This is a genomic window from Sorangium sp. So ce204 (genome assembly GCF_051526795.1).
In the GTDB taxonomy this organism is placed as follows: domain Bacteria; phylum Myxococcota_A; class Polyangia; order Polyangiales; family Polyangiaceae; genus Sorangium; species Sorangium cellulosum_B.
Genome location: NZ_CP150317.1, coordinates 11,778,314 through 11,804,376, shown reverse-complemented (window position 1 = coordinate 11,804,376; position 26,063 = coordinate 11,778,314). Strand labels below are relative to the sequence as shown.

18 protein-coding genes are annotated in these 26,063 nt (G+C 71.9%); 10 read left to right on the top strand and 8 right to left on the bottom strand.

Annotation, left to right across the window (positions count from 1 at the left end):
• Positions 1 to 61: 61 nt before the first annotated feature.
• From clpB to dnaN, 4 genes are all read right to left on the bottom strand, one after another.
• Positions 62 to 2,671, bottom strand: a complete 2,610-nt coding sequence (clpB, locus tag WMF22_RS44560) for an ATP-dependent chaperone ClpB (protein WP_437295980.1) — start codon at positions 2,669 to 2,671, stop codon at positions 62 to 64.
• Between the two features lie 175 nt (positions 2,672 to 2,846).
• Positions 2,847 to 5,342 (bottom strand): DNA topoisomerase (ATP-hydrolyzing) subunit B, encoded by a 2,496-nt coding sequence (gene gyrB, locus WMF22_RS44555; RefSeq protein ID WP_437295979.1) that lies wholly within the window; start codon positions 5,340 to 5,342, stop codon positions 2,847 to 2,849.
• Between the two features lie 444 nt (positions 5,343 to 5,786).
• Positions 5,787 to 6,938, bottom strand: coding sequence for a DNA replication/repair protein RecF (recF, locus tag WMF22_RS44550; protein ID WP_438033657.1), 1,152 nt, complete (start codon positions 6,936 to 6,938; stop codon positions 5,787 to 5,789).
• Entirely contained in the window at positions 6,935 to 8,065 is a 1,131-nt protein-coding gene (dnaN, locus tag WMF22_RS44545) for a DNA polymerase III subunit beta (RefSeq protein WP_012240773.1), read from the bottom strand. The genes recF and dnaN overlap by 4 nt, the downstream gene beginning before the upstream one ends.
• A gap of 773 nt (positions 8,066 to 8,838) precedes the next feature.
• Here dnaN and WMF22_RS44540 point away from each other — a divergent pair.
• Both WMF22_RS44540 and WMF22_RS44535 read left to right on the top strand, forming a co-directional pair.
• Positions 8,839 to 10,011: a serine/threonine-protein kinase gene (locus WMF22_RS44540; RefSeq protein WP_438033656.1), complete on the top strand. Its 1,173-nt coding sequence runs from the start codon at positions 8,839 to 8,841 to the stop codon at positions 10,009 to 10,011.
• 24 nt (positions 10,012 to 10,035) lie between these two features.
• On the top strand, positions 10,036 to 10,692 hold the full coding sequence (locus tag WMF22_RS44535; RefSeq protein ID WP_437295976.1) for an ATP-binding cassette domain-containing protein: 657 nt from the start codon (positions 10,036 to 10,038) through the stop codon (positions 10,690 to 10,692).
• Positions 10,693 to 10,956: 264 nt separating this feature from the next.
• On the opposite strand, the gene bioD is transcribed toward WMF22_RS44535, so the two are convergent.
• The 3 genes from bioD to zapA form a co-directional block, all read right to left on the bottom strand.
• Complete coding sequence (gene bioD, locus WMF22_RS44530) at positions 10,957 to 11,655, bottom strand: dethiobiotin synthase (RefSeq protein WP_438033655.1); 699 nt, start codon at positions 11,653 to 11,655, stop codon at positions 10,957 to 10,959.
• Positions 11,652 to 12,806 (bottom strand): aminotransferase class I/II-fold pyridoxal phosphate-dependent enzyme, encoded by a 1,155-nt coding sequence (locus WMF22_RS44525; protein WP_438033654.1) that lies wholly within the window; start codon positions 12,804 to 12,806, stop codon positions 11,652 to 11,654. Before WMF22_RS44525 ends, bioD begins: the two co-directional genes overlap by 4 nt.
• A gap of 73 nt (positions 12,807 to 12,879) precedes the next feature.
• Positions 12,880 to 13,209, bottom strand: coding sequence for a cell division protein ZapA (zapA, locus tag WMF22_RS44520; protein ID WP_012240768.1), 330 nt, complete (start codon positions 13,207 to 13,209; stop codon positions 12,880 to 12,882).
• Positions 13,210 to 13,415: 206 nt separating this feature from the next.
• On the opposite strand from zapA, the gene WMF22_RS44515 reads away from it, so the two are divergent.
• Complete coding sequence (locus WMF22_RS44515) at positions 13,416 to 14,030, top strand: hypothetical protein (protein WP_437295973.1); 615 nt, start codon at positions 13,416 to 13,418, stop codon at positions 14,028 to 14,030.
• A gap of 33 nt (positions 14,031 to 14,063) precedes the next feature.
• On the opposite strand, the gene WMF22_RS44510 is transcribed toward WMF22_RS44515, so the two are convergent.
• Positions 14,064 to 14,819, bottom strand: a complete 756-nt coding sequence (locus tag WMF22_RS44510) for a hypothetical protein (RefSeq protein WP_438033653.1) — start codon at positions 14,817 to 14,819, stop codon at positions 14,064 to 14,066.
• Between the two features lie 259 nt (positions 14,820 to 15,078).
• Here WMF22_RS44510 and WMF22_RS44505 point away from each other — a divergent pair, with 259 nt between their 5' ends.
• The 7 genes from WMF22_RS44505 to WMF22_RS44475 all read left to right on the top strand — a co-directional run bounded on the left by WMF22_RS44505 (position 15,079) and on the right by WMF22_RS44475 (position 26,048).
• The gene (locus WMF22_RS44505) at positions 15,079 to 15,417 is read left to right on the top strand and encodes a DUF167 domain-containing protein (protein WP_437295971.1); all 339 of its coding nucleotides are present in this window, start codon (positions 15,079 to 15,081) and stop codon (positions 15,415 to 15,417) included.
• Positions 15,414 to 16,211, top strand: coding sequence for a diaminopimelate epimerase (dapF, locus tag WMF22_RS44500; RefSeq protein WP_437295970.1), 798 nt, complete (start codon positions 15,414 to 15,416; stop codon positions 16,209 to 16,211). Before WMF22_RS44505 ends, dapF begins: the two co-directional genes overlap by 4 nt.
• The gene (locus WMF22_RS44495) at positions 16,208 to 18,094 is read left to right on the top strand and encodes a diguanylate cyclase domain-containing protein (protein WP_438033652.1); all 1,887 of its coding nucleotides are present in this window, start codon (positions 16,208 to 16,210) and stop codon (positions 18,092 to 18,094) included. Before dapF ends, WMF22_RS44495 begins: the two co-directional genes overlap by 4 nt.
• A 31-nt stretch (positions 18,095 to 18,125) precedes the next feature.
• The gene (locus tag WMF22_RS44490) at positions 18,126 to 19,766 is read left to right on the top strand and encodes a DUF4388 domain-containing protein (protein WP_437295968.1); all 1,641 of its coding nucleotides are present in this window, start codon (positions 18,126 to 18,128) and stop codon (positions 19,764 to 19,766) included.
• Between the two features lie 156 nt (positions 19,767 to 19,922).
• Entirely contained in the window at positions 19,923 to 21,035 is a 1,113-nt protein-coding gene (ald, locus tag WMF22_RS44485) for an alanine dehydrogenase (protein ID WP_437295967.1), read from the top strand.
• Positions 21,036 to 21,051: 16 nt separating this feature from the next.
• A complete protein-coding gene (locus WMF22_RS44480; RefSeq protein ID WP_438033651.1) occupies positions 21,052 to 22,143 on the top strand; it encodes an isocitrate/isopropylmalate dehydrogenase family protein in 1,092 nt (363 codons plus the stop codon).
• A 122-nt stretch (positions 22,144 to 22,265) separates the two neighbouring features.
• A complete protein-coding gene (locus WMF22_RS44475) occupies positions 22,266 to 26,048 on the top strand; it encodes a response regulator (RefSeq protein WP_438033650.1) in 3,783 nt (1,260 codons plus the stop codon).
• Positions 26,049 to 26,063: the final 15 nt, after the last annotated feature.

The window sequence follows — 26,063 nt, the reverse complement described above, 5'->3', positions numbered from 1 at the left end:
GCTGACGCGGGCTGGCGAGCGCTGACGCGGGCTGCCGAGCGCTGACGCGGGCTGGCGAGCGTCAGTTCGGCGCTGCGCGCGTGAAGGTGAGCCCTCCGGCCCCGCGCTCGATCCGCACCGTGTCTCCTTGCTTGAACTCGCCGGCGAGGATCCGCTTCGCGAGCTCGTCCTCGATGCTCCGCTGGATGGCGCGCTTCAGCGGCCTCGCGCCGTACTGCGGATCCCACCCCTGCTCGATGAGGTAGCCCTTCGCCTCCGACGAGATGGTGAAGAGCAGCCCGCGTCGATCCAGGCGCTTTCGCAGCAGATCGAGCTGGATATCGACGATCTGCTCCATCTGCTCGCGCGCCAGCCGCCGGAACACGATGAGATCGTCGAGGCGATTCAAGAACTCCGGGCGGAAGTGCTTCCGCACCTCCTCGATGACGGCCCTCCTCACGAGCTCGGCCTTCTCGTCCGCCGGCAGGTTCGCTCGCTCCTCGATCGCCGCGGCCGCCGGCGTCCCGAGGTTCGATGTCAGGATGATGATCGTGTTCTTGAAATCGACCGTGTGCCCCTGGCCGTCGGTCAGGCGCCCGTCGTCGAGCACCTGGAGGAGCGTGTTCCAGATGTCCGGGTGGGCCTTCTCGATCTCGTCGAACAGCACCACGCTGTAGGGCCTCCGGCGCACCGGCTCCGTGAGCTGGCCTCCCTCCTCGTAGCCGACGTACCCGGGCGGCGCGCCGATCAGCCGGGCCACCGCGTGGCGCTCCCCGTACTCGCTCATATCGAGCCGCACCATGGCCCGCTCGTCGTCGAAGAGGATCTCGGCGAGCGCGCGCGCGAGCTCGGTCTTGCCGACGCCGGTCGGCCCGAGGAACAAAAACGATCCGATCGGCCGGCGCTCGTCGCCGAGCCCGGCCCTCGAGCGCCGGATGGCGTTCGACACAGCGCGGAGCGCGTCCTCCTGCCCGACGACGCGCCGGCGCAGCTCCTCCTCGAGGCGCAGCAGCTTCTGCATCTCGCTCTCGAGCATCTTGGAGACGGGGATCCCGGTCCATTTCGAGACGACCGCGGCGATGTCCTCGTCGGTGACCTCCTCCTTCAGGTAGCTCTGCTTCGACTGCACCTGGGAGAGGGTGGCGCGGATCGACTCGAGCTTCTTCTCGATCTCCGGGATCTTGCCGTAATGGATCTCCGCGGCGCGCCCGAGGTCGCCCGCGCGCTTCAGCCGCTCCTCCTCGAGCCGGAGCTCCTCGATCTGCGGCTTGAGCCGGCGCAGCTCGGAGATGAGCTCCTTCTCGCGCATCCACTGCGCCCGCATCGCGTCGCGCTGCCCCTGGAGATCGGCGATCTCGCGCCGCACCTCGTCGAGGCGGACCTTGCTCGCCTTGTCGCTCTCGCGCTTGAGCGCCTGTTCTTCCATCTGCAGCTTGAGCAGATCGCGCTCGACCTGATCGATCGGCGTGGGCAGGCTGTCGATCTCCATACGGATCTTCGACGCCGCCTCGTCGACCAGATCGATCGCCTTGTCGGGCAAGAAGCGCTCGGTGATGTACCGGTTCGACAGGACGGCGGCCCCGACGAGCGCCGCGTCCTGGATGCGGATCCCGTGGTGGACCTCGTACTTCTCCTTGAGGCCTCGCAGGATGGCGATCGTGTCCTCGACGCTCGGCTGCGTGACGAGCACCTGCTGGAACCGCCGCTCCAGCGCCGCGTCCTTCTCGATCCGCTTGCGGTACTCGTCGAGCGTGGTCGCGCCGATGCACCGGAGCTCGCCGCGCGCGAGCGCCGGCTTCAGCATGTTGGCCGCGTCCATGGCGCCCTCGGCCGCGCCGGCGCCCACCAGCGTGTGGAGCTCGTCGATGAACAGGATGATGCGGCCGTTCGAGCCCTCGATCTCCTTGAGCACGGCCTTCAGCCGGTCCTCGAACTCCCCGCGGAACTTCGAGCCTGCGACCATGGCGGCGAGATCGAGCGCCGCGATGGTCTTGTCCTTGAGCGACTCCGGCACGTCGCCCGCGACGATGCGCTGCGCGATGCCCTCGACGATCGCCGTCTTGCCGACGCCGGGCTCGCCGATGAGCACCGGATTGTTCTTGGTGCGCCGCGAGAGCACCTGGATGACGCGCCGGATCTCCTCGTCTCGGCCGATCACCGGATCGATCTTGCCCTGTCGAGCGAGCTTCGTGAGATCCCGTGTGTACTTCTCGAGCGCCTGGAACTTCCCCTCCGGGTCCCGGTCCGTCACGCGCTGATTGCCGCGCACGGCCGCGAGCGACGAGAGGAGCTTGTCGTACGAGAGCCCCGCTCGCTCGAAGATCGATTGGATCTCCTTGTCGGCCTTGATGCCGGCGAGCAGGACGTGCTCCGTCGAGATGTACTCGTCCTTGAGCGCCTTCGCCTCGTCTTCGGCCTTCTGCAGGACCGTGAGCGCGCGCCTCGACAGGTTCGGCTCGGCGCCGCCGCTGACGCGAGGGTAGGTGTCGATCTTCGCGTCGAGGAGGCGCAGCACGCCTGCCGGATCGGCGCCTGCCTTCTGCACCAGAGGCGCGCCGACGCCGCCGTCCTGGCTGACGATCGCCCGCACAAGGTGCTCGGGATAGAGCTCGGGGTTTCCCCGACGGCTGCCGAAATCGACAGCGTCTCGTATGGCCTCTTGGGCCTTCGTCGTCATTCGGTCGATTTTCATGGCCCCTCGAAGCTAAGGCGGGTGCCCCGCCTAGCAAGGGGACAGCCAGGCAAGCGGCTTGCCGCGCCGCACGCCCGGGCGCGGAGCCGGGGCCGCCGCGCGGGGCGCCGCGGGGCGCGCAGACGCCGCGCCGGGCGCGCAGGAGCCGCGCGCCGGCGACGCGGGAGACGCGGGCTCAGATATCGAGGTTCTTCACGTTGAGCGCGTTCTGCTCGATGAAGTTGCGCCGCGGCTCGACCTGATCCCCCATCAGGATCGTGAAGAGCTCGTCCGTCTTCACCGCATCGTCGATGCGGACCTGGAGGAGAGTCCGGGCGTCCGGGTTCATCGTCGTCTCCCAGAGCTCGTCGGCGTTCATCTCGCCGAGGCCCTTGTAACGGCTGATCGAGATGCCCTTCTTGCCGCGCTCCTCGATGTACTCGACGAGCGCCTCCCCGTTCTCGATGGTCTCCTCGCCGCTCGAGGTGCGCGCCCGGTACGGGGGCGCGCCGATGGACCGGAGATCCTGCTCGATCGACCAGGCTTCCTGGTACTCCGGCGAGTTCACGAGATCCCAGTCGATGACGCTCTTTCGCGCGCTCGCGCCCGGGCGCGGCACGACCTCGATCCGGCTCGTCCCGTGCTCCGTGTCCCGGGGCGTCGACAGCGTGAGCGGGAACAGGTCCGGATAGCGCTGCTTCAGGTAGGCGCGGAGCTCGTCGGCGGCCTCGGCGACCTTCTTGGTCTCGCGCAGATCGTCGCGCCCGAGCCCGCTGGACCGCAGCAGCGCCGCCACGATCCGCGCGTCACAGCGCTTGTCGATGTTGGAGAGCACGGCGCGGAACCGCTTCAGCCGCTGCGCCAGCCGGTAGAGCGGCTGGCCCGCGATGCCCGTCTGGGCGCCGCTGGCGACGATCTCGAGCCCGTCCACGGCGTTGCCCACGAGGAACTCGTCCAGGGCGCCCTGGTCCTTCAGGTACAGGTCCCGCTTGCCCTTGCGCACGCGGTAGAGCGGCGGCTGCGCGATGAACAGGTATCCCTTCTCCATGATCTCCGGCATCTGCCGGAAGAAGAAGGTCAGCAGCAGCGTGCGGATGTGGGAGCCGTCGACGTCGGCGTCCGTCATCAGGATGATCTTCTGGTAGCGGAGCTTGTCGATCTCGAAGCCGCCGGCGTCGTTGATCCCGCAGCCGAGGGCGGTGATCAGCGTGCCGACCTCGGCGGAGCTCAGCATGCGGTCGAGCCGCGCGCGCTCGACGTTCAGGATCTTCCCCTTCAGCGGGAGGATCGCCTGGAAGTGCCGGTCGCGCCCCATCTTGGCGCTGCCGCCGGCGCTCTCGCCCTCGACGATGTAGATCTCGCTCTTCTCCGGGTCCTTGGACTGGCAGTCGGCCAGCTTGCCCGAGAGCGAGGTCACGTCGAGCGAGCCCTTGCGGATCACCTCGCGCGCCTTGCGGGCCGCCTCGCGCGCCTTCGCGGCGACGACCGCCTTCTCGATGATCTTCTTCGCGCTCTGGGGGTTCTCCTCGAAGTACTGCCCGAGCTTGTCGCTGACGGCGGCCTCGACGATGCCCTTGACCTCGCTCGACACGAGCTTGGATTTCGTCTGCGAGTCGAACGACGGGTCCGGGTGCTTGATGCTGAGCACGCACGTCAGGCCCTCGCGCGCGTCCTCGCCCTGCAGGCCCTGCTTCAGCTCCTTGAAGAGGTTGTGCGCGCTCCCGTAGTTGTTGATCGTCTTCGTGAGCGCGGCGCGGAGCCCGGTGAGGTGGGTGCCGCCGTCCTTGTTGTGGACGTTGTTCGTGTAACAGAAGATGGCTTCCGTATAGGAGCCATTCCACTGCAGCGCGACCTCCACGCCGACCGGCGGAGCCGCGCTGCCGCGGCCGTTCGCGCCGTCGCCCGTGGCGCCGACCTCGTGCTGCGACACGAAGCTGATCACGTCGTCGTGAATCGGCTCCTTGGTCTTGTTGAGCAGCGACACGAACTCGGAGATGCCCCCCTTGTACTCGTAGATCTCCGCTCTCCCGTCGGGGCGCTGGTCGTGGAGGTGGATGATGAGCCCGGCGTTCAGGAACGCGAGCTCGCGCAGGCGGCTCGCGAGGATGTCAAAGCTGAACTCGACCGTGCTGAAGACGACCGGATCGGGCTTGAAGGTGAGCTTCGTCCCCGTCTTGTCCGTCACGCCGATCCCCTTGAGCGGCGCCTTCGGCACGCCCCGGGCGTACTCCTGAAACCAGAGCTTTCCTTCGCGCTTGATCTCGAGCTTCAGCCACTCGGAGACGGCGTTCACGGCGCTCACGCCGACGCCGTGCAGGCCCGCAGAGACCTTGTAGCTGGAGTTGTCGAACTTGCCGCCGGCGTGGAGGACGGTCATGACGACCTCTGCCGCGCTCACGCCCTTGGCGTGCATTCCGACAGGGATCCCGCGGCCGTTGTCCTCGATCGACACCGAGCCGTCGAAGTGGACGGTGACCCTGATCTCCGTGCAGGCGCCGGCGAGGTGCTCGTCGACCGCGTTGTCGACGGCCTCCCAGACCAGGTGGTGGAGCCCCGATCCGTCGTGCACATCGCCGATGTACATGCCGGGTCGCTTTCGCACCGCTTCAAGGCCTTCGAGCGCCGTGATGCTGTGGGCGTCATACGACGCCTTGGTGAGGTCGGTCGGCTGGCTCAGGGTGGGTTCCGTCATCTCGGTCCTGGTGGCGCGCCCGCCGCCTCTCACCGGGGGCGCAGAGCGGCGGAGGCCGCTCGGATTGCCGGAGTTCTTGCAGTGGAGGGGCCGGCTCGATGGCAGCTCGTCTGGTGAGATCCGGGCGCCGCGGCCGCGGCGTCGGATCGACTCCGGGGCCATGAGCGTTCACGCGCGGACCGCTCGTCGATGCCCCGTAAAGACTGCGGAAATGTAGCCGAAATCAGGGGCTCGGGCAAGCGTTTCGCCGGGTCCGGAAGGCTCGTAACACCGTATTTTCGGTGCCCGTCGCGGGCGCGTCCGAAGCATCCCAACTCGCGCGCTCCGGGGCCGGGATCAACGCGTTTGACGGCAGCCGCGGCGCGGTCGGCGGACGTTCGTCCATCGCGCGCGCCATGCGCCGCGCGCCGCGGCGTCCGGCAGCCGGCGCGCCCCCGACGAACGTCAGCCGACCGCGCCGCCTTCGACGTGGAAATCGCGCCGCTCCGAGGAAGGTACGCCCGGCGTGACGATGAGATCGCGCCGCGTGGTCGTCAGGAATACCTGTCCGCGCGCCATTCCGAGGAACATGAACAGCGCCGCGGTCCGGTCGGGATCGAGCTCGCTCGACACATCGTCGAGCAAAAGAATGGGTTCTACGCCCCGGACGGAAGCGATGGCAGCGGTCTCTGCTGCTTTGAGCGCGAGCGTGAGGGCCCTGTGCTGGCCCTGGGAGGCGACGACGCGGGCGGGGTGGCCGTCGAGCTCGAGCAGCAGGTCGTCTCGGTGGGGGCCGTAGCCCGCGCTCGGCCGGTGCGCGTCGCGGCGGCGCTGCTCCCGCAGCGCCTCGCGCGCCTGCTCGGCGTCGCCGCCGCCGCCCGGCGCGTACCGAGCGGCCAGGGTCAGGTCGGGCGCGGCGATGCGGGCGAAGGCGTGCGTGAGCTCCGGCGCCAGCGCCTGGACGGCGGCCTCGCGGGCGCGGGTCAGCGCCGCGCCATGGAGGGCGCAGAGCGCCTCGAACGCGTCGAGCTCGGCGCTCGCCTGGGCCGGCGCGCCCCCGCCGCGGTGGAGCAGCTCGTGGCGCGCGCGGAGCGCCTGCGCGTAGCGGGCCCGGTGGTCGGCGCTCTGCGGGTCCATGAAGAGCGCCAGGCGATCGAGCAGCGTGCGCCGCGCGCTCGCGGGCCCGGTGGACAGCGCGAGCTCCTCCGCGTGGAACGCGACGACCGGCGATCGCGTCGCGAAGCTCGCCAGGCTCGGGGGCCGGTTGCCGTCGATGCGCACGACGCACCGCTTGTTCTCCACGGCGGCCGTCTGCTCGCGCGCGAGCGGCTGCAGCGCGCCCCGGCGCTCGACGAAGCGCGCCCGCGCGCTCGCGATGGGGGCGCCGTGGCGGACCAGCTCGGCCAGCCGGTGGGTGCGGAAGCTCCTCGAGGTCGCGGCGAAGTAGATCGCCTCGAGCAGGCTCGTCTTGCCCTGCCCGTTGTTGCCCGCGATCACGTTGATGCGCGGCGCGGGCTCGACGTCGACGCGGCCGAGGTTCCGGAACTCGCGGATGTGGAGCCGCTCGAGGAGGAGGCTCGGGGAGGGCCCCTCCCGCTCGTCGGGGGGCGCGCTCAAATCCGCATCGGCATGATGACGGCGACGTAGCTCTGCTGGTTCGACTCGCTGCCGGGCCGGATCACGGCGGGGTCGAGCTCGCCGGAGATGCCGAGGATGACCTCCTCGTCGTCGATCGAGGCGAGCACGTCGAGGAAGTACTTCGCGTTGAAGCCGATGGTGACCTCGGGGCCGCTGTAGTCGACGGCCACCTCGTCGAAGCCGGCGCCGGTGTCGGGGCTCTCGCTGGTGATCCGGAGCGTCCCCGGCGCGATCGACAGCTTGACGCCGCCGGTGCGGTCGTTGGCGGCGAGCGCGATGGCGCGCAGGGCCTCGGCGAACGCGACGCGGGGGGCGCGGACCGAGCGCTCGGTGACGGACGGGATGACCTGCTGGTAGGGCGGGAACTGCGCGTCGACGAGCTTCACCGAGAACTGCATCCCGGCGATGTTGAAGAAGGCGTTCGGCCCGCTCTGGGTGATGGCGACCATCGGGGTCTCCTTCTCGGCGCGCGCCTCCTCGGCGAGGCGGCGGAGCTCCGTGATCGCCTTGAGCGGGATGAGCATGGTGGCCGTCGCGGAGCTGCCCGACACGGTCGCCTCCATCTTGGAGAGGCGATGGCCGTCGGTCGTCACCATCCTGACCCGATCGCCGGCCCACTCGAACAGGGCGCTGTTCACGTGGGCGCGGGTCTCGTCGGTCGAGATCGAGAAGTGGGTCCGGGTGATCAGCAGCGCGAGCTGCTCGACGGGGAGCTCCAGCGAGGGCGCGTCCACCGCCGGGGCGGGCAGCTGCGGGAACTCCGAGCCGGGGAGGCCGGGGAGCGTGTAGCGCCGGGGCGATCCCACGGCCTTGAGCGACGTGTGCGCGCCCTCGGTGGTGGTGATCTGGATCGGGCCATCGGGCATGGCCTTCACGCGCTCCAGCAGGTCCCTGGCCGGGACGGCGACGGTGCCGCCGGTCTTGATGTCCGCGTGGGTCTGGCCGGTGACGCCGAGGTACAGGTCGGTCGCGGCGACGCGGACCGCGTTGCCCTCGGCGGCGAGCAGGACGTTGGCGAGCGCGGGCATCGCGCTCTTCTTGTCCGCCACGCCTTGGCAGCGCGCGACGAGGCGAAGCAGATCTTTCTTGGGGATCACAAGGTCCATAGCCGACTCCGGAGCCGCTCCCTTTAGCAGGGTTATCGCCCGGGGGTGCGCTGGAAATGAGGGCTCGCGTGACCTTGCGCAACGCCTCTTCTTTCCATGAAATAGATAGATAAAGACATCGTCTTCGTCGTAGGCGCTGTGGAGGGCGGGGATAACTCAGAATGCGCAACGAATCCAATGAGTTAGAAGCGGACGCCCTGGGGTAAATGGACCGTCCTCAGGGGTAGGTGGACAGGGGAGAGCTGGCCGATGGCCGATCTCCCCCGTTTTGCCCCCAGGGTTGCCGGCGGGGTTATCCCCAAGGATCCCCCAGGGGGCGTGCGGGGTGATGTGGAACCGAGCGTTGCCTGCGTGCTCTGCCCCGATGCGCTGTGCAGTTCCGAGCGGCACCTGGATGGAGTATTTCAAAATGTACGGACTTGAGTTCGGTGCGGTGCATCCACTGCGGTAGCCACCACGATCTCGCGGTGGTCGTATGTCCGGTGACCGGGCTGGTCGTGGCTCCGAGCGATCCGCCGTCCTCCCGCGCGGGCGCTCGCGCTGGCGTGGCTCCGTTGCAGCCGATCCATCGGCCACCGGCGCATCCTTCCTCGAGGGTGGCGTCGAGGGTGGCGCCGCCCTTGCTGAGGTGGCCGGGGCCGGCGGGTGTGGCGCCGAGCTCATCGGTACGCGGCGCGCTGGCGCCAGGCGCGGAGCCGCGGGCCTTCGCGTCGCGCGCTCCGTCGTCTGCCGCGGCGGGCTCGCGGACGCCGGCGTGGCCCGGGGGCCGCGGCGTGAGCCCGACCTCTTCCGAGCGCTCGCTGCTCGGCCACGTGATCGGCGACAAGTACGCGGTCACCGCCATCATCGGGGAGGGCGGCATGGGCGCGGTGTACGAGGCGGAGCACCTCCAGATCGGGCGGCTGGTCGCTGTCAAGGTGATGCATCCGCGGGAGACCCAGAAGCGCGAGGCCATCTCGAGGCTGGAGCACGAGGCGCGGGTCGCTGGGCGGATCGGTCATCCCAACATCTGTGAAGTGTACGATATGGGGTGGCTCCCTGACGGCAGTCCCTACCTCGTGATGGAACGTCTCCACGGGGAGACGCTGGCGCAGCGGATCGAGCGCTGTGGTGTCGTTCCGCCGAACGAGCTCGTCGACATCATGCTTCAGGTGCTCTCGGCGCTGGTGACGGCACATGATCGCGGTGTCGTCCACCGTGATCTGAAGCCGGAGAACATCTTCCTCTCGGAGCGCGCCGGCATGTTGCCGGTGGCCAAGCTGCTCGATTTCGGCATCTCCCAGGCCTCGGGCATGGATGGGTCAATGACGGATCCGACCCGCACCGGCATGGTGATGGGCACGCCGTTTTACATGGCGCCCGAGCAGGCACGGGGGGACGTGGAGCTTGACCGCCGGCTCGATCTATGGGCTGCGGGCGTGATCCTGTACGAGGCGCTGACGGGCCAGCGCCCGTTCGTGGCCCGCAATCACAACGCGTTGCTCGTCCAGATCCTCACGCTGTGGCACCGGCCGATGACGGAGCTCGATCCGACGATTCCGCCCGGCCTCTCGCGCCTCGTGGATCGCGCTCTGGCGAAGGCGCGGGATGAACGATTCCAGAGCGCGCGGGAGTTCCTGGAAGGGCTGCGGCGGTTCAAGAACCAGGTGCCTGTGTCACAGAAGCGCCGGCTGGAGCGCGCTGCCGTTCAGAAGGTCGTCGACGAACAGGCCGGCGGCGGCGCTGTGTGTGGACCGAGCGAGCCGGTCGCGGAGACGGATGACGGGCAGCCTCGAGACGATGAGTCGGAAGATCGACCGACGATTCCCTCGCTGAGCCCGCTCGAAGCGGAGGCGGAGCTCTCCGACGATTCCGAGGCGACTGTCGTTGATCCGCCGGCGTTCCCGGAGGACATCACCGCGGTCGTTCAGGGCGAGGGTCGCGCTCGAGGCGGCGACAAGGGCTGACGGGAACGCGAGCGCAGGAGCGAGGTGAGCGCTGTGAGGACGATCGAGCGCGTGGTGGCCCGTGGCGTCGTGAAGACCTACGGGGCGACGGCGGCATTGCGTGGGGTGAACGCGACGATCGAGGCAGGGCGATTGACGCTCATCGAGGGGGCGAACGGGTCGGGCAAGTCGACGCTGCTCGGGATCCTCGGGACCGTGATCCGTCCCACGTCGGGCGCGGTGGACTACGAGCCGCTGGGCGACGATGTCGGGACGGCGCGCGGCACCATCGGCTGGCTGTCCCACGAATCGCTGGCGTACCCGGACCTCTCCGGTCGGCAGAACGTTGAGCTGGCGGCCGGCTTCCACGGGCTCGACGCGCACGAGGCGTGGCGTCATGCGGAGGAGCGCTTCGAGCTCGGGAGCTTTGCGCTAAGGCCGCTCCGCACGTGTTCGCGCGGCCAGCGGCAACGAATCGCGCTCGCGAGGGCCCTGGTGCACCAGCCTTCGCTGGTGCTGCTGGATGAGCCGACCACGGGCCTGGACCGCGCGGGGGTGGCGCGGCTGCTCGCGGTCGTGGACGCGGAGGTGGCGCGAGGCGCCGCGGTGGTCGTGGTGTCCCACGAGCCAGAGGTCTTCCGGGAGCGAGCGGCCGCCCGTCTGGTGCTGGAGCGGGGTCGCGTCGTCACCGGCGCTTCCTGACGGGTCGGGCCGGTACTTCGGAAGGCCTGCGAGCCCGCCGAGCGGATCTCCTCGACCGGAGCTCAGGCCTCGAGCACCGATCACGTCGAAACCCGGAGAATTTTCACAGGGAGGCGAGGAGGCAGGGAGGAAGAAGAAAATGAACTTCTCCCTCTCGCCGTCTCTCGCTCCCCGCCTCCTCGCCTCCCTGTGAAATTCCTGTTCTTTTCTGGGGTTCAACCCCGGTCTCGGGGCTGGCCATCCCTCGAACGCGATGACGTCCCGCTACGAAAGTGCGAGGCGCACCAGGGCGAGCTGGGCTGCGGCGAGCGATGCCGGCGCGGTCGGGGCGGCGCGCGGCATCACGACGGCGCCGGAAGCAATGCCGAGCGCAGCGAGCTCCCCCGCGTTCGTGCCGGTCGATGCGTCGGGAACCGCCGGCGGGTTCAGCACGATCACGGCCGGCGGCAGACCAGGGGCGAGCGCGCGGAGGGCGAGCGTGCAGCAAGCGATCTCGTGAAGGATGCCCAGCCGGTCGAGGCCGACCAGCACGACGGCATCGGGAGCGAGTTCGCGCACGAGGTCTGCGTTCGTCAGTCCTGGTCCGAGCGGGGAGAGGAGCGCGCCGGCGCTCTCCACGATCGCGAGGGGAGCGGACTGCCTGTCGACCCACGCGGTGGCGACGTCCAGCGAGATGGCGCGTCCGCAACGGCGCGCTGCCAGGTGAGGGGAGAGCGGTTCAGCGAAGCGGTAGGGTGCTGGCTCGGGCTGGACCGAGCTGACGAGCGCCAGCTGCTCGGCGTCGGTCGTCGAGGTGCCGTCGATGCCCGATTCGATGGGTTTCAGGCCGCAGACCTTGTCACCGCGAGCTGCCAGCGCTGCGACCAGCGCGACCGACACGTGCGTCTTGCCCACCCCGGTCCCGGTTCCGACCACGGCGACCCGGATCCGTCCTGTTTCACGTGAAACAGGATCTCCTCTCATCGCATCGCCTCCCGGAATCCTGCGAGGGCACGCTCGACGTCCGACTCGGAGAGCGACGCGTTCGCCACGATGCGGAGCCGCGACGTACCTGCAGGCACCGTCGGCGGCCGGATCGCCTGGACGAGGACGCCCTCGCTCGCGAGGCGCCGAGACATCTCCACCGCGGCCCCCGGCGACTTCAGAAGCCAGGGGAGGATCGGGCTCGAGGAGCCAGGAAGCAGCTCGGCTCCCAGCGCCAGCAGACCGGAGCGAAGCCGGCGGGTGATCCTCGCCAGGCGCGCCCGAGCCCGGTCGTCCGCGGCGGCGCGGCGGACCCGCTCCACCGCAGCGAGCGCCACCACGGGGCTGATGCCGGTCGAGTAAACGAAGCTCCTGGCGCGGTTCCACAGGTAGGTCCGCAAGGTCGACGAGCCAGCGACGAAGGCGCCGTGGAGCCCGAGCGACTTGCCGAGCGTGCCGATGAGCGCGTCGGGGCGAACCCCGGCCTCGGCGCAGAGGCCGGCCCCGCGCGGTCCGAAGACACCGAGGGCGTGCGCCTCGTCCACGATCAACGCGGCATCGTGACGATCGCAGAGCTCACGGAGGCGGTGGAGGTCGGGGGTGTCGCCATCCATGCTGAAGAGCGATTCGGTCACCACCCACCGGCGGCGCGCGCCTCTGGCCCGCACGAGGGCGCTCTCGACCGCCTCCACGTCGACATGGCCCACCACCTCGACCGTCGCCCCCGAGAGACGACATCCGTCGATGAGCGACGCGTGGTTCAGCGCGTCCGACACCACGACGTCTCCCGGCCTGGCCAGCGCAGCGACGGTGCCGACGTTCGCCGCATACCCCGAGGAGAACAGCAGCGCCGCTTCCACGCTCAGCCAGGCGGCGATCTCCCTCTCGGCCATCAGGTGGGCCTCGTGGGTCCCGCTCACCAGGCGGGACGCCCCCGCACCACTCGCGGTCCCGACCTCGGAAGGCAACGCGAGCCCGGCGTAGCCGAGGTAGTCGTTGGAGCAAAGGACCAGCAGCCGGTCGGAAGCCGGGGCAGCAGGGGGTGTGCGCAGCAAGCCCGCGCGCTCCATCTCGGAGAGCTCGTCCTGGAGATGGCGAAGGGCGCTCACGCCTCCAGGCGTGGGGTCGAGGGCCTGGAAAGCTTCATCCATGGGTGCAGGCATGCCATCTCCAGTCAGCGGCAGGGCCGCTCAGCGGGATCCCGCCAGGTACGGGCGCTCCAGCTCAGCGCGTGCTGTCGTTCGCTCCGCTGGACGAGGGCGACTCGGGACCGGCGCCGAGGACCGCGTCGACCCGCTGCAGGATACGGCCAAATGCGTCCCGCGCGCGCCCCGCGATGACCGACGCCCGGGTCCGCTCCTGCTCGAGATCATGCGCGAGCGCGATGGCGGCGAGCAACATGGCCTGGGGGGTCACGGCGCGGCCGGCGGGCACAACGGTAGCGAGCTTCTGATCGACGACCGCGGCGAGCCGCTGGAGCTCTTCGTCGCTCGCAGACGTCACCACGCGGTAGGTCTGACCTCCTACCCGCAGCTGCACTGTGCGTCGCGCCATTGCCTCCGGACGCTACCATGAACGCTAGCGGGCGCGCAGGGCGGGCTGCGCGGTGCGAACGGAGGGACTCACCGGCGACGGACGCAACGCACGCGACACACGCGATGCAGCGAAGACGAGCTCCGGAGAGCCCCACGCAGGGCGGAAGCGCCGTGCAGCCGAATTCAGGCGCGCTCCCCGCCGGCGCCCTGTAGCATCGTTCCATCATGGCCACCGCGGGCCGCCCAGCTGCCTTGGTTGCCGCGCTCCTCGGAGCCGTTCTCCTCCACGGCACAGCCCGCGCCGAGCCCCAGGCGAGCGCAGGCGTCACCGTTGGCCTGGCCGGCGTCGGCCTCGATCGCCAGCTGTGGGACTCCACGGTCTTCCACCTCGGGCTGCGCGGGGATGTCCTGTTCGGCCGCGCTGCCAACGACGACTTCGGCGTCGGTCCCTACGCCGAGGTGCTCACCCACGCGTTCGACGAGATCCAGACCGGCGCGGGCGTCTCCGTGCTCGCGCCCATCCACGACTCGTTCCCTCTGGTCCTCTCCACCGGCGCCTACGGCCGGTGGAGCGACGACGCCCGCGGCGTGGAGCCAGGGATCGCCGCCACCATCTTCTGGGGCGGACGCAGCTACAACTTCCACTCGCGCTACGGGATGAGCACAGGGCTGCTCGCCCAGGGGCGGTTCGGGCTCGGCGGCTCGAAGGAGACGGCGGTCGTCCTCGCGGCGCAGCTCGATCTCGCGCTGCTCGCCCTTCCGTTCGTCTACCTCTTCGAGGCTGCGAAAGGGCCGTCGCCCGAAGCAGCCCCCGTGCACCGCGCCAGACCGGCGCGGTGACGGCGGCTCGGGCCGGGGCCTGCGGGGAGCGCTCTACAGGCCGAAGCTGGCGATGTGATCGGCGCAGGGCTGACCGAGGTCACGACAGTCCTGAGGGCCCCGGGCGCCAGGGCAGGTGCCCTCGAGCTCCTTGGCGTCCTCGCACTCCTCGTTCGCGGAGCTGGAGCAGCAGTCCAGCGGAGACGTGTCGACGCACCGGCTGCAGCCGAAGCAGACCCGGACGGGGTAGGTCCACTCCGTGGTCTCGACCTCCTGGCCGCCCAGCGTCCTGCCGCGCAGCACCACCGTCGCCCACACCTGGATATCGCGCCGGAGCTGCGCGGCCTGCCCGCGCAAGGTGTCCATCATGGCGCCGTCGATCAGGAGGACCTCGGCGCAGTTGTAGCCCGGGTCGCCGGACGAACCCGGGTCGACCGTGCCGGTGATCGGAACGACGTAGCCCGGCGTCACGTCGTTGCCCTCGATGTCGACGACACGGACCTCGGCCTCGTAGAGCTGGACGCGGGACGTCTCCGTCCGGAGGACGTCGGGGTCGCCGCGCTGCACGATCTGGTTGCCCACCAGGAGCATCGCGCTGTGGCTGCCCGCATAGGCCGAGTCCACCGCGTCCTCGGTCCAGAACGGTTCACCGGGGCCGCAGCTCACGGTGCAGTCCCCCGTCTCCGCCATCCGCATGCGGATGAACAGGCTGCTCTCGTTGTCGGCGCATGCAGACCCGAGCAGGCCACCCGACGTCGCGAGCAGCGCGAGCGCGCACAACCTCCTCGCGAGGCCGGGCGTTGCGTTCACGGACCCTTCTCCTTCATCAGTCATGTCCAACGCCTCCACCGCGGAAATGAACATCAGCAGCGAACAACGAGCGCCGCGGATGCAAGTCGACCTGCCGGATCGTACTGCGCGAGCCGACCCACGGCCGGGGCGAAAAGAGTAGCGGGTCAGGCCGCCAACCGGCAAATTCGCGATGGCCGTCGCCGTCCGAAGAGCGACATCACCGCGCCTCGCGGGAACCACGCGTGAGCTCCAGATACGCTACGATGCCGCCGGCCAGATGAGCAAACCCGAGGAGAGCGGCGCCGTCGGCGAGTGGAGTCGCCTCGCGATCACCGAGCGCGCCGAAGGCGTCCGCATCTCGGTCCAGGTGCGCCCGAGGTCGTCGCGCTCGGCCATCGTCGGGGTGCGCGAGGGCGCGCTCGACGTGGCGTTGACCGCGCCGCCCGTGGAGGGCGCCGCCAACGCGGAGCTCGTCAAGCTGCTCTCGCGCGCGCTCGACGTGCGTCAGAGCGATGTCCAGATCGCCCTCGGCGCGAGCGGCAGGAGCAAGGTCGTCGCCGTCCGTGGGCTCAAGGAAGCCGAGGCGCGAGAGCGGCTCGCCGGGGCGAAGCGATGAAGGAAAACGTCGTCCGGTTCGAGAAGTGGGAAGGTCTTGGCAACGACTTCATCCTGGTCGAGGCGGTCCCGATGACCGCCGAGGCGGCGCGGCGCCTCTGTGACAGGCGGTTCGGCATCGGCGCCGACGGCGTGCTCGTGATCGAGCGCGAGCAGCCGCGCATGCAGGTCTGGAACGCCGACGGGAGCCGCCCCGAGATGTGCGGCAACGGGATCCGCTGCGTCGCGGCCTACCTCGTCTCCCGCGGGACCCCCCAGAAGGCGCTCACCATCGCGACCGACGCCGGCGACAAGCGGTGCGAGGTCACGCGGGCGGGCGATCGCTTCGACGTGCTCGTCGGCATGGGCCAGGCCCGCATGGGCGAGACGCTCGTCGTCACAGCGCTCGGCGCGGAGCACCGGTTCGCCTGCGTCGACGTCGGCAACCCGCACGCGGTGACGTTCGATCCCTACACGGAGGACGCGATCGACGAGCTCGGGCCGATCGTCGCGACAACGCCGGCCGAGGGCGTCAACGTCGAGTTCTGCCGCGTTCGACCGGCCGACCACGGCGAGGCTGCGCGCATCGACGTGACCGTCTGGGAGCGCGGGGTGGGCCGCACGCTGGCGTGCGGCACGGGCGCCTGCGCCGTGGCGGCCGCCGCGTGCGCGCAGGGCCGCGCGCCGTACGGGGCGCCTCTCCGCGTGGCGCTGCCGGGCGGCTCGCTGCGCATCACCGTCGCCCCCGGATCCCTGGAGCTGCTCATGCAAGGCCCGGCGCGCCGGGCGTTCTCGGGCGAGGTGGTGATCGCGTGACCGCCTCGCTCGAGGGGGTCTGGGGTCCTGGCCGGGCGCCGGCCCACGAGTTCTCGCTCAAGGTGCTCGCCGTCATCGCGGACGAGGCGACCCGCACGCTGTTCTCGCGGGTCATCACGTCCGATGAGCTGATGCTCGCCGGCGATCTCGCCGAGGGGATCGTCCTCGCCGAGACCGCCGCGCCCGACGTCGCCTTCATCGATGTCGGGCTCGGGGACGGGGCCGGCCTCGCCATGGTCCACCACCTGAAAGCCCTCGCCTCCGAGGCCACCGTCTTCGCGCTGGCGACAAGGGCGGAGCTCGAGGCGGGCGCCCATGCGGTCGCGCTCGGCGGCGCCGGGCTCTTCCTGCTGCCGCTCGGCGGGGACGAGGTGCTGAACGCCGTCGGCTCGGTGCGCCTGCGCTTCGCCGAGCGGGCTCTCCGGATGCAGCTCGAGCAGGAAGCCGCGCGCAGCGCGCGCGCTGCCGGGTGGATCGCCCGCGTGGCCGAGCTCGCCGATGCGCGCGACCGCAACGCGGCGGCCCAGCAGCTCGCCGAGGTGTTCGTCGAGGCGACGGGCGCGGCGGCGGCCGCCGTCTACCTGGCCGCCGGAGAGCGCTCCAGCGAGCTGGTCCGCGCCGCGGCGATGGGGCCGCTCGACCGCGCGCCCGCCTACGGGACCGAGACCGACATCCTCGATTTCGCCCGGCGCGAGCAGCTCATCGTCGTCCCGCTGGCGCTCCGCAAGCTCGCCGCGGGGCATCTCGTTCTCCAGAAGGAGCCCGGCCGCAGCTCCGCGTTCCCTTCGGTCAGGCGCCCGGACAGCGCGGCCTCGACCCCGCGGCGCGCCCCGCTCCTCGACGGCCTCGTCAAGCTGCTCGCCACGCAGGCGACGACGGCGCTCGCCCTCCTCGGCGAGCGCGAACGCTCGGCGGGCGGCGCCGCGATGAAGGATCCGGCGTCGAGCGCCTACTCGTTCGCCTACTACGTCGACGTCGCCGGCCGGGAGATCGACAAGGCCAGGCGGTACGGCCGCCGGTTCACGATCGCGACCATCGTGATCGAGCCGGATGCGACGGCCGCGCCGGAGCGCCCAGGCGACCTCGCCTTCTGGAGGACCACGCCGGCGCCCCCGGCGAACACGCACAACCCGGGTCAGGTCGTCGAGCACCTGCTCCGCGCCGTGCGCGACACCGACATCCTGGCCCGCGTCGACGAGAACGAGTTCCACCTGCTCATGCCCGAGACGGCCGCCCTGGAGGCCCACGCCTGCCATCGGCGGATGCTCTCGCACGTCGCCGAGAGCGAGAAGCGGGCCGGGTACCTGCCGAAGGGGCTGCTCGTCGGGGTCGCCACCTTCCCCCATGACGGCCAGAGCCTCGCGCAGCTGCTCCGCATCGCCCGGCGGCGCGCCGACGCCACCAAGTCCTCGATCGTCCACCGCGTCCCTCAGGACCGGCGGAGCATCGGCGAGATCGTCAGCCTCCTCGTCCGGGAGCCCCCCGCGCCCGGCGGAGCTTCCGCCATCTCGGCGCCGCGCGCGCTCGATCTGCCGGTGTCCGATACGATCCTGCTCGCGACGTCGGTCGTCAGGAACGCGCTCCGCGGGGGCGCCGTGTTCCTGCTCGTCGCGCACCACGACGGGCTGAGCCTGGGAGCGCAGGTCAAGGCGCAGCTGGCCTCGCCGCGCGACGACGTGGTGGTGCACACCGTCGACCTCCGCTCCTCGCCAGGGTGCGACGACATCGAGGCGCTCTGTGTCCTCGCGGAGCACGGCGCGTATGTCCTGGTAGGGCGCAATCAGGGGGGGTTCGTGAAGGGTATCCACGCCGCCGATCCGCTGCTCGCGGACTTCCTCGCCGAGCGGCTCGGCCGCGCGGCCGGGCTGCGGGTCTTCGGCTGACTCGGAGGGCGCCGTTCCAGTGTCTCGCAGGGTGCTGCTGGTTGATTCGGACGTGGACGCGCTCGGCGCGCTCGCGTCGGCGCTCAGGGCGCGTGGTCTCACCGTGACCAACGCGAACGGCGCGTTCGAAGCCGTGGAGCAGGCGTTCAAGCGCCGGCCCGACGTCGTGCTCGCCGCCAGGGTGCTCGACGAGGACAACGCGCTCGCGGACGCGTTCGCCGCCGTCCCCGACCTCGCCGATACCCCGATCCTCTTCCTCGTCGACGGCGCCGAGGGCGAGCTGGGCTTCGACGAGGTCCTGCGGGGCGACGTCGATCACATCGTCTCGCGGATCACCGAGGCGTCGCCGCGCGGCTCCAAGCCGACGGTGCCGCAGGAGATCCGCGGCGACCTCCAGCAGGTCCCGCTCGTCGACCTGCTCCAGCTGCTCGCGATGAACCGCCGGAGCGGCACCCTCGGCATCACCACGCCGACCGGGGCAGGGGAGCTGCGGCTCCTGGCAGGGGAGGTGATCGACGCCGTCTACCGCCGCCTCGAGGGGGAGAAGGCGCTTTACCGGCTGCTCGGCGAGCGGGACGGGCACTTCGCGTTCTCACCCGGCGAACCGGCGAGCGTGCGCCGCATCATGGCGCCGACCTCGCGCCTCCTGATGGAAGCGCTCCGCCAGGTCGACGAGGTCCAGCGCCGGCGATCCGAGCTCGCGCCGGCCGGTGAGGCCTTCCTGGTGACCGAGCCCGCGAGCGACGACCTCGACCTGTCCCCGCTCCCGGACCACGAGACGTTCAGCGTCGACGCGACCTTCGGCGACAGCGCCGCGGCGGACCGAGGGAGCGCCGCGCCCCCGGCGAGCGCCATGACCTCGCTGCCCGACTTCACCGCCGCGCCGATGCCGGCCAGCGACGTGAAGGGCAACCGCGGCGGGTCGATGCCGCCGCCGCCCACGCTCCGCGCCGCGGAGCCGGCCGCGTTCAGGCTCGAGGCGCTGCGCACCCCGACGACCTCGCCGCCGGCGCCCCTCGGGGAGCCGGCGGAGCGCGCGGCCGTGGCCGAGAAGCTGACGGCGCTGCTCCAGATGCCGCACAACCTCGACGAGCTGCTCGACGAGATCAGCGGGCCGGATCTCCTGATCCTCGAGGTCCTGATGGAGCTCACGGCCTCCGGGAAGATCCGCCGCATCTCGCTCGCCGACCTCACGACGCCGTTCGCGCCGTCGGAGCACCTTCCCGTCCTCCGGTCCCTGGTGACCCGCCTGGCCCGGCCCGGCTTCGCGCCGCCGCCCCACCTCGTCATCGCCGCCAGCACGCGCCGCATGGCGACGCTCTCTCATGCGGTCCGCCGCATCGGGGACGCCATCGTCCCCGCCGAGCCTCCGCCGCAGGCGGCGATCCCGAGGCCGCTCGGCGTCATCCGGCTCGGCGACGGCGTCGAGCTCGCGCTGGTCGGCCTCCCCATCGAGGAGAGCTTCGCGCCAGCCTGGCCGCTCGCCCTGCACGGCGCGGCCGCGGTCGTCCGGCTCGGCGACGGCGGTGAGGACGCGCTGGCGGCGCACTGCGAGGCCCTGGAGCTCCTGCTGCTCGACGCAGAGGCCATGATGGGGCCGCTCGATCTCGCCTCGCCGGGACAGATCACATTGCTCGTCCGCGCCGCGCTCGAGGCCGCCGCGGGCGTCTGACCGGCCGACAAAAACGTCGCTTCAGAACGGATCTTCCGGGTTTCTCGCCTCGGAAACAGGCGTTCGACGCGGTGGCTCACGGCGTTGCGAGGGCAGGTTTCTGCTATCGTCGCACACGCCTCGCTTCAGCAGTTCGGCGAGGAGAGGAGCGCGATCGTGCTTATCGGAGTCCCCAAGGAGATCAAGACACGTGAGTACCGCGTCGGCATGACGCCCGCGGGAGTCCGGGCCCTGGTCGGGCACGGGCACAAGGTCCTCGTGGAGTCCGGCGCCGGCGAAGGCAGCGGGATCTCCGACGAAGCCTACGGACGCGCGGGCGCCCTCATCGCGCGATCGGCAGCGGAAGCGTGGAGCGCCGACATGGTCGTGAAGGTGAAGGAGCCGCTCCCCGCAGAGTACGGCCACTTTCGCCCGGGTCTCCTCCTCTATACCTACCTGCACCTGGCCGCCGAGCCGGATCTCACGCGGGAGCTCGCCAGGCGAGGCGTGACCGGCATCGCGTACGAGACCATCCAGCACGAGGACGGCTCGCTGCCGCTGCTGCGGCCCATGAGCGAGGTGGCCGGCAGGATGGCCGTTCAGGTCGGCGCCTCGTGCCTGGAGAAAGAGCGGGGCGGCAAGGGCGTGCTCCTCGGCGGCGTGCCGGGGACGCGGCGCGGCCGCGTGGCGATCCTCGGCGGCGGCGTTGTCGGCCGGAACGCGGCGACCATCGCGGTCGGGATGGGGGCGCAGGTCACCGTGCTCGATGTCCGCGCCGAGACGATGAGCTACCTCGAAGACGTGTTCGGGGGCGCGATCGAGACGCTCTACTCCAACGCGGAGAACATCGAGATGGTGTGCGAGCGCGCCGATCTCGTGGTCGGCGCGGTGCTCGTGCCCGGCGCCAAGGCGCCCCAGCTCGTGACCGAGGAGCACATCCGCCGCATGGAGAGAGGGACGGTCGTCGTCGACGTCGCCGTGGATCAGGGCGGGTGCATCGCGACCTGCCGCCCGACGACCCACGACAACCCGACCTACGAGGTGCACGGGGTCGTCCACTACTGCGTCACCAACATGCCGGGCGCTGTCTCGCACACGAGCACCTGGGCGCTCACGAACACGACGATCGGCTACGCGGTGGCGATCGCCAACCAGGGCATCGTCGCCGCGGCCAAGGCCGACAGGTCCGTCGCCCTCGGCATCAACACCCACGGCGGCCACGTGACCTACGGCCCCGTCGCGGCGGCCCACCGGCTGGAGTACGTGCCGGTCGAACGCGCGCTCGGCTGACCGGGAGCGCGACCTCGTGGCAGCCAAAAAGAAGAAGAAAATCGCGATCATCGGCGGTGACGGCATCGGCCCGTCCGTCATCGTCGAGGCGAAGCTCCTGCTCGAGGTCTACCAGGAGCGGGCAGGGCTGCCGATCGACCTCTGGGAGCTCGATCTCGGCGCCGACCGGTACCTGCGCGACGGGACGACCTTCCCGAACCAGATCCAGATCGCCATCCAGCGCGAGTGCTCGGCGGTGCTGCTCGGCGCCCTGGGTGATCCCCGCGTGCCCAACCTGGAGCACGCGCGCGACATCCTCTTTGGCATGCGCTTCGGCTACGACCTCTACGCCAATGTGAGGCCCGTCCGCGCGCTGTCGGACCGGCTGGTGCCGCTCAAAGGCCGCACGGCGAAGGACATCGACTTCGTTGTGTTCCGCGAGAACACCGAGGGGATCTACGTCGGGATGGGCGGGCAGTTCAAGCGCGGCACCCCCGACGAGGTCGCGATCAACGAGGACGTGAATACGAGGAAGGGCGTCGAGCGGATCATCCGCGCGGCGTTCGACTACGCGCGCGCGAACGGCCGGACGCGGGTCACGATGGCGGACAAGTCGAACGCGATGCGGCACGCGCACGAGCTCTGGCTGCGTGTCTTCCACGAGGTGCGCGCCCAGTATCCGGAGATCCAGTCGAACCACGTCTACGTGGACGCCCTCTGCCTGTACGTCATCCAGGATCCGTCGCAATTCCAGGTGATCGTGACGAACAACCTGTTCGGCGACATCGTGACCGATCTCGGCGCGGCGCTGCAGGGGGGGCTCGGCATGGCGGCGAGCGCGAACGTGCACGCGTCCGATCCGGCGCGGGTCGCGCTGTTCGAGCCGGTGCACGGGTCGGCGCCGCCGCTCGCCGGCAAGGACATCGCGAACCCGTTCGCGGCGATGCTCACCGCGGGGCTGCTGCTCGCTCACCTCGGGTGGCCCGAGGAAGAGCGCCGCATCGAGCGCTGGGTCTCCCAGGCGCTCGACCAGGGGATGTGCACGGTCGATGTGGGCGGCACGCTCGGCACGCGCGCCGCCGGCGCGTGGGTCCGGGAGCAGATCGCCGCCGAGCTGGGGCCGCCGTGAGGTGACCCGGGGGCGACGGCGCGCGGCCGGGAGCCACGGGCGCGGGGGCGCGATCGCCGAGAAGTTCGGGTGTCCGATCCTCCTGTGATACGGGACCGCCAATGGGCGTAGGATCGAGGGCAGTGGAGCACGCGGGGCCGCGCAGCAATCCAGCGAGCGAGGCTCGGCACGAGCGGCTGGGCGGCGCGCGCGCCGAGTTCGTGGCGAACCTGGGTCGCCGCGTGGCGGAGCTCCGCGAGATGGTCCGGCGGATCGAGGCGGAGGGCGATGCGCCGCGGCTCGTCGAGGAGCTGAAGCGGCGCCTGCACTCGCTCGGCGCGGGGGCGCGCCTCCTGCGCTTCGTGCGCGTCGCCGAGCGGCTCGCCGAAGGGGAGTCGCAGCTCGCCGCCGCGAACGGCGCGCGGCTCGGCGGCGAGGCCGCGGCGGCCCTGCGGAAGCTGCTCGAGGAGCTGCCCGCCCTGGCCTGGGGGCAGTCGGCCATGGGTGAGCAGGCGCCGGCGCCCGCGCGCGCCGCCGCGCCGCCCGAGCAGGCGCCTTCGCCGCCCCGCGCGCGCGCCGCCGCGGAGCAGCCGAACGCGCGCAGCACCAGCGCGCGGCCGGAGGGCGCGGGCGCGGGTGCGGCCAAGGGCCAGGCCACGACGTGGATCGCGGGCGTGAGCCACGGCCGCGCGCTCGCCGCCGAGCCGCTCTCGCTCGAGGAGGAAGAGGAAGCGCGCGATTCCTCGACGCGCGGCGTGGAGCAGGCGGCGCCCGCCGAGGCGCCGGAGGCCGCGCCGGCCGCGTCGCCGGCCACGTCGATCGACGCGCCGATCACCGTCCTCGTCGTGGGCACAGCGCCGCTCGCCGAGGCGCTCGACGCCGCGAGCGCCGACGTCGGGCCGTCGTTCGAGATCGAGCGGACCGACGACGTGGCGACGGCGATCGATCTCGCGCGGGCCTTCGCTCCGGATCTGGTCCTGCTCGACGCGGACATGCCGGGCGCGCGCGGGCTGGCGGAGGCGCTTGCCGCCGATCCGTTGACCGACCTGGTCCCCGTCGTCGCCGTCGGCCGCTTCGCGCGGCCCGAGGACGCGGCCCCCTACCTGGCGCTCGGCGCCGCGCGCGCGCTGCCGAAGCCCGTGTCGCCGGACGCGCTCCGGCGCGCCGCCGCGGAGGCAGCGGTGGCCTGCGTGCGCGCTGAAGCCGCGCGCGCCGTGCGCGGGCCGTTCGGGGCCGTCAGCCTCGACGAGCTCGGGGCGCGCCTGGCGGAGGAGCTCCGCCGCGGCCTCTGCGACGCCGCCGAGCCGAGGAGCCGCGGGGAGAACGTGGATCTCGGCGACGGCGCCGAGGTCCTCGCGGCGCTCTGGGGCGCGGTGGCGCGCATCCGCGATCTCGTGACGATCCGCTCGCAGGGCGGCGTGCGGTTCTCGCCGAGCGGGCCGGAGGGCGCGCTGCCGCTCGCCCCGTGGATGAACGCGCCGAGCGCGCCCGAGGGCGAGCGCTCGCGGCTGCACAGCGAGATCCGCGCGAGGTCGCCGGCGCGCACGATCAGCGCGTCGACCGCGGCGCCGGGCGACGCGGCGCTCGACGCGATCGACATCGTGGTGGCGGACGACGATCCGGCGGTGACGTGGTTCCTCGCCGGCGTGCTCCGGGCCGCGGGCGCGAACGTGCACGAGGCGCACGACGGCGCGCGAGCGCTCGACCTCGCGTACCAGACGACGCCGGACCTCGTCGTGAGCGACGTGCTGATGCCGCGGCTCGACGGCTTCGCCCTCTGCCGCGCGCTCAAGCGCGACGTCGCGCTGCGCGACGTGCCGGTCATCCTGCTCTCCTGGAAGGAGGACCTGCTCCAGCGGCTCCGCGAGCTCGGCGCCCAGGCCGACGGCTACCTCCGCAAGGAGGAGAGCGCCGCGGCCTTCGTGCAGCGGGTGCACGAGGTCCTGCGGGGCAGGCGGCGCGTCGCCGAGCGCATCGCGACGGGCGGCGAGGTCCGCGGGCGGCTCGACGGCATGACGGCGCGGACGCTGCTGTCGCTCTCGTGCGCGCGCCGGCCCGACGCGCTCGTGTCGGTCCGCGACGCCGCGTTCCTGTACGAGGTGCTGATCAAGGACGGCCGCCCCGCCGGCGCGACCCGGACGGCGCAGGACGGGACGTTCCACCGCGGCCCCTCCGTGCTCGCGGCGCTCCTCGGCGTCGGCGCCGGCCGCTTCGTCGTGGCGCCTCTGCCGGAGAGCGAGCTCGCGGCGCCGCCGCGCCCCGGGTTCGAGGGGACGCTCGCGGAGCAGCTCCTGCCCGCGATCGCGGCGGCCCGGGCCGCCCAGCGGCTGTTCCACGGGGCGCCGTTGATGCAGGTCGAGCGCGTCGTCCTCGACCTGGAGGGGATGGGGGCGACCGCCGACGCGACGCCCGAGCCGGCGCGCTCGCTCCTCCGGGCGCTCGCCCGGGGGACGTCGCCGCGATCGGTCATCACCTCGGGGGAGTTCGCCGCGGGCCTCGTCGAGGACGTGCTGAACGACGTCGCGGCGCGCGGCGGCGTGCGCCGGGTGATCGGCCGCGAGGGAGAGGACCTGCTCGCCCCCGCCGTGGCCTACGAGGAGGAGACGCTCCGCGGCGTGCGGCGCCTCCCGGAGCGGGCCGCCCCGGTCGCGTCGCTGCCGCCGGAGCTCGCCGGCGACGCCGCCGCCGCGTCGTCGCGCGCCTCGGTCGAGCTCACCGACGATCAGCTCACGGTGGTGCCCGGCTCGGTGGCGCCGCGATCGGCCATGCCGGCGCGCGGCTCGGCGGCGCCGAGCGCTGCGGTGTCGGTGCCCGGCCCGGCGGTGTCGGTGCCCGGCCCGGCGGTGCCGGTGCCCGGCCCGGCGGCGTCGGCGCCGGAGTCGTTGGCGTCCGTCTCCGTGCTGTCCGTGGACGCCGAGGACGAGGAAACGGCGTTCGCGAGCGCGCGCGGCAAGGAAGACGCGAGGGCGCTCGCGAGCGCGCTGGCCAACCCCCGGGTCCCGAGCGATCTCGCCGAGCTGCGAGGCGACGCGAGCAGCCCGCGCCCGGCGTGGACCTCCCAGCTCGAGGCCGCCGTGCTGGCGGGCGTGACGCCGGCCGTGCCCGGCGTGGCCCCGGCGCCCCGCGCGCCGGAGGCCACGCTGCCCGCGCTCGAGTACCCGAAGCCCGAGCGGCTGCTGACGCTGGGCTCGCTCCCGCCGCCGCCCGTCGTCGAGGCGCCGGCGCCGGCGCCCGCGGCGCTCCAGGTCCCCGCGGCGCTCCAGGTCCCCGCGGCGCCGCCCGCCGCGCGGCTCGCGGCCCCCGCGCCCGCGCCCGCGATCGACGAGTCGCCCACGCCGCGCCGCGTGCGCCGCCCGTCGGCCTACGTGCCGACGCCGCAGCCGCCCGCCCGCGACAACCGCATGACGATGTGGGTCCTCTTCGCGGTGGCGGCGTTCGTCTTCGCGGTGGCCGCGCGGCTTTCGCGCGATCACGAGCTGCAGAGCGCCCCGCCGGCCCCCGAGCAGCCGGGCCCGGCGGCCGCGGAGCCCGCGGCCGCAGCCCCGCCCGGCGCTGCCGCGGCGGCCGCCGCCGGCTCGTCAAGCGTGGGCGCGACGGCGGCGGTCGCCGCCACGCCGGCCCCGGCTGCCGCCGGGCCGATCGGCGAGACGACGTCGAACCCCGTGCTCCCCGAGGATCTGCCGCTGACCGCCGGGCACAAGGTGCCCGAGGGGCAGGGCATGCTGGAGGTGATCGCCGGCGCGGGCGACACGCTCTTCGTGGACGGGCGGAAGGTCGGCACCGGCAGCGTCAAGCTGCCGCTGGCGCCCAAGGATGGCGTCTACGAGATCCGGGCGAAGCTCCGGGACGAGGAGCGCGTGCGCTTCGCGGTCGTCAAGGCCGGCCGCCTCACCCGGCTCCGCATCGCGCCGCCGTGGCGGCGCTGATCGGCGAGCGGCGCC

Excerpts from the sequence above, each read along its gene's own strand:
- gyrB (WP_437295979.1), bottom strand. The coding sequence starts at position 5,342 with ATGACGGAACCCACCCTGAGCCAGCCGACCGACCTCACCAAGGCGTCG.
- clpB (WP_437295980.1), bottom strand. The coding sequence starts at position 2,671 with ATGAAAATCGACCGAATGACGACGAAGGCCCAAGAGGCCATACGAGAC.
- WMF22_RS44525 (WP_438033654.1), bottom strand. The coding sequence starts at position 12,806 with ATGGATGAAGCTTTCCAGGCCCTCGACCCCACGCCTGGAGGCGTGAGC.
- dnaN (WP_012240773.1), bottom strand. The coding sequence starts at position 8,065 with ATGGACCTTGTGATCCCCAAGAAAGATCTGCTTCGCCTCGTCGCGCGC.
- WMF22_RS44505 (WP_437295971.1), top strand. The coding sequence starts at position 15,079 with ATGAGCAAACCCGAGGAGAGCGGCGCCGTCGGCGAGTGGAGTCGCCTC.
- WMF22_RS44515 (WP_437295973.1), top strand. The coding sequence starts at position 13,416 with ATGGCCACCGCGGGCCGCCCAGCTGCCTTGGTTGCCGCGCTCCTCGGA.
- bioD (WP_438033655.1), bottom strand. The coding sequence starts at position 11,655 with ATGAGAGGAGATCCTGTTTCACGTGAAACAGGACGGATCCGGGTCGCC.
- dapF (WP_437295970.1), top strand. The coding sequence starts at position 15,414 with ATGAAGGAAAACGTCGTCCGGTTCGAGAAGTGGGAAGGTCTTGGCAAC.
- zapA (WP_012240768.1), bottom strand. The coding sequence starts at position 13,209 with ATGGCGCGACGCACAGTGCAGCTGCGGGTAGGAGGTCAGACCTACCGC.